The organism is Micromonospora sp. 4G55, assembly GCF_016803375.1.
In genome coordinates, this window is the sequence record NZ_JAEVHN010000691.1 from 1 (window position 1) to 3,173 (window position 3,173).

The 3,173-nt window shown below is 70.3% G+C and carries 5 protein-coding genes; 4 read left to right on the forward strand and 1 reads right to left on the reverse strand.

Annotated features, from left to right (window positions below; translation table 11 throughout):
* Positions 1–266: 266 nt before the first annotated feature.
* Positions 267–782, reverse strand: a complete 516-nt coding sequence (locus JNW89_RS32460; protein ID WP_179802973.1) for a MaoC family dehydratase — start codon at positions 780–782, stop codon at positions 267–269.
* A 555-nt stretch (positions 783–1,337) separates the two neighbouring features.
* Here JNW89_RS32460 and trxA point away from each other — a divergent pair.
* The 4 genes from trxA to JNW89_RS39325 form a co-directional block, all read left to right on the forward strand.
* Complete coding sequence (gene trxA, locus JNW89_RS32465; RefSeq protein ID WP_154939829.1) at positions 1,338–1,700, forward strand: thioredoxin; 363 nt, start codon at positions 1,338–1,340, stop codon at positions 1,698–1,700.
* Between the two features lie 127 nt (positions 1,701–1,827).
* The gene (locus tag JNW89_RS32470; protein ID WP_238451961.1) at positions 1,828–2,268 is read left to right on the forward strand and encodes a hypothetical protein; all 441 of its coding nucleotides are present in this window, start codon (positions 1,828–1,830) and stop codon (positions 2,266–2,268) included.
* On the forward strand, positions 2,265–2,567 hold the full coding sequence (locus tag JNW89_RS39320) for a hypothetical protein (protein WP_375155175.1): 303 nt from the start codon (positions 2,265–2,267) through the stop codon (positions 2,565–2,567). Before JNW89_RS32470 ends, JNW89_RS39320 begins: the two co-directional genes overlap by 4 nt.
* Positions 2,568–2,575: 8 nt before the next feature.
* Positions 2,576–3,173, forward strand: a 598-nt coding sequence (locus JNW89_RS39325) for an HTTM domain-containing protein (protein WP_375155176.1), incomplete at its 3' end; no start/stop codon positions are given.

Genomic DNA, 3,173 nt, shown 5'->3' on the forward strand with positions numbered 1-3,173 from the left:
CCCGGCGGCGACGCCACGGGGCGGGCGGCCGGGCGTGGGCGAGGCGGCGGCCACGAGTACCCGGCCGGGCAGAGTGGTGAGCAGGTCCCACTCGGCGGCGGAGTAGACGGCTGTGGTCAGCGGTGCGGCACGGCGTCCGGCAGAGGGCGGCTCTCCGGCGAGGGAGTGGCTCATCTAGACCTCCGGCGCCAGCATATGCCCCGGATCGCGACCAGGGCCCCTTCCCGACCAGAACACGGTGGGAAGGGGCCCCGTCGGGGCTGCGGTCAGCGGGGCTCGGGGAAGCTCGGCCGCTCCGGGTCGACGCCGTCCGGCACCGCCGCGGCGGCGTACTCCTTCTTGGGGACCATGACCTTGCGCCGGAAGACGCAGACCAGGGTGCCGTCCTGGTTGTAGCCGCGGGTCTCCACCGCGACGACGCCCCGGTCCGGCTTCGACCCGGACTCGCGCTTGTCCAGCACGGTGGTCTCGCCGTAGATGGTGTCGCCGTGGAAGGTCGGTGCGACGTGCCGCAGCGACTCGACCTCGAGGTTGGCGATCGCCTTCCCGCTGACGTCCGGCACGGACATGCCGAGGAGCAGCGAGTAGATGTAGTTGCCGACCACCACGTTGCGCTTGAACTGGCTCGCCGACTCGGCGTAGTGCGCGTCCATGTGCAGCGGGTGGTGGTTCATGGTGAGCAGGCAGAAGAGGTGGTCGTCGTACTCGGTCACGGTCTTGCCGGGCCAGTGCCGGTAGACCGCGCCGACCTCGAACTCCTCGAAGTAGCGGCCGAACTGCATCCTTGTCCCCTTCGACGGGCGGCGATGGAGTTCGGCACAGCATGCCTTACCGGTGGTTAAGGTGATGACGGGGGCGGAGGCCGAGTGGAAATGTCACACCGGGCGGATCCGGGGGGAGACGCAATGAGCGGCGGGGCCCTCCCCGGCACCCGCCGCCCACGCTCTGATGCCAGAGATTCTGCCGTACGGGGTGGACACATCGACAGAGACGGACGTCACATTTACCTTTTTGTGACATCACTCTGAGTAATCGCTGATGCTGTGCTATGCGATCTCTAGCGGCACAGTCACCCCTTGTCAAGGCTGAAGTTACCGAATCGTACCGGTGGGTGACGTGGATCTCCCTGGAAACGCTCCCATCACCGGAGGTGACGCAAGTGCGCAGTGCATTTGCGTTCCGCAGCGCGGGATCGACAGATGCGGTTCGATGGTTGCCCGGCCTCCGGCCGGCCCCGCCCCGGGCCGACCCGGTTTCGGCCCGCCCGGGCCGGGAATTCAATCGGGGCTGCCCTGGTTCTACGGGACGAAAAAGCAATCCGCTGATCGGAGAGTGCAATGGCAACGGTTGAGCTGACCACGGCCAACTTCGACGAGGTGACCGGGAGCGACGGCATCGTGCTGGTCGACTTCTGGGCCGAGTGGTGCGGCCCGTGCAAGCGGTTCGCCCCGGTCTACGAGCGCTCCTCGGAGAAGCACCCGGACATCGTCTTCGGCAAGGTCGACACCGAGGCGCAGCAGGAGCTCGGCGCGAAGTTCGACATCCGCTCCATCCCGACGATCATGGCGATCCGGGACGGCGTGATCGTCTTCGCCCAGCCGGGCGCGCTGCCCGAGTCGGCGCTGGAGAACCTGATCGAGCAGGTCCAGGCCCTCGACATGGACGACGTGCGCAAGCAACTGGCCGACCACAAGCACTGAGCACCACCCACGACGGCCGGGCCCCCACCAGGGGGTCCGCGTCGGCGTACCCGCCGACACGCAGGGCCAGCGGCAGAACGCGCAGGGACACCGTCGCGACATCCCGATCCCGTATCGTCACGACCCGATGGAGACGTTGACCCCCCGCGGCCGCGCGGTCCGGCTGGGCGCGACCGCGCTCGGCCTGGCCCTGCTGCTCGCCGGCACCCTCTGGGGGGTCGACGACCACTTCCCGTTCGGGCCGTTCCGGATGTACTCCACGTCGGAGCCACCGAACGCGCCCGCCCCCGACACTCGCGTCGAGGGCGTCGACCGCACCGGCGCGGTGATCGCGCTGGGCCAGGACGCCACCGGCATCCGCCGCGCCGAGATCGAGGGCCAGCAGGACCGCTACGCCGCCGACCCGACGCTGCTGCGGCAGGTCGCCGACGCGTACGCCGAACGCCACCCCGGCGCGCCGGAACTGGTCGAGGTCCGCATCGTGATCCGCTGGTACGGCATCCACCAGGGCCGGCCCACCGGACGATGGACCGACGAGACCACGGTGCGCTGGCAGGAGGCGCGGTGACCCGCTGGCTGACCGAGGCGGTCCCCCGCGGCCGGGTGGCCGCCTTCCGCACCCTGGTCTACCTCTTCGTCGCCGCCGACCTGGTCGTCTTCACCCCGTGGGTACGCACCCGGGTCGACGTCCCGGGCGACCTCTACCAGCCGTTGCTGATCGGCCGGCTGCTCCCGCTGCCCACCCCGACCCCCACCGTGGTCGCGGCCATCTTCTGGACGCTGCTGGCACTGGCCCTGCTCGCCGCGACGGCCGCGCGCCACGACTGCTCGGCTGGTCGGTCTTCGCGCTCTACTTCGAGTGGATGATCATCGCGATGAGCTACGGGAAGGTCGACCACGACCGGATCGGGCTCCTCGTCGCGCTGGCCGCCCTGCCCACCGCCGGCCGCGCCCGGCACGGCGACCCGACCCGCACCGAGGCCGGCGGCTGGGCGCTGCGGGTCACCCAGATCGCCGTGATCTGCACGTACTTCCTCGCCGCCTGGGCCAAGCTGCGCTTCGGCGGGCTGGACTGGGCGACCGGCTCGGTGCTCGCCCGGGCCATCATCCGGCGCGGCACCGATTTCGCCGACCTGATCGCGCAGGTGCCGTACCTGCTGATCGTCGCCCAGTTCGGCATCCTCGCCTTCGAGTTGCTCAGCCCCGTGGTGTTCCTGCTGCCCGAGCGCTGGCGGCAGGTCACGGTCGGCTTCTTCTACTCGTTCCACCTCGTGACCATCGCGACGATCACCATCTCGTTCGCGCCGCACCTGGTGGCGATGACGAGCTTCCTGCCGCTGGAGCGGATCAGGCCGGTGGTGTGGGCCCGCCAACTGATCACCCGTCGCCGCGACGGCGCCGCGTCGACCGGCCCCGCACCGGACTCGCCGGCACCGGAGGACGTACCCGCCGCGGCGCCGTCGGTGGCCGGCC

Bases quoted from the DNA above. Each gene is read 5' to 3' on its own strand.
- JNW89_RS32460 (WP_179802973.1), bottom strand. From the start codon at position 782: ATGCAGTTCGGCCGCTACTTCGAGGAGTTCGAGGTCGGCGCGGTCTAC.
- trxA (WP_154939829.1), top strand. From the start codon at position 1,338: ATGGCAACGGTTGAGCTGACCACGGCCAACTTCGACGAGGTGACCGGG.
- JNW89_RS32470 (WP_238451961.1), top strand. From the start codon at position 1,828: ATGGAGACGTTGACCCCCCGCGGCCGCGCGGTCCGGCTGGGCGCGACC.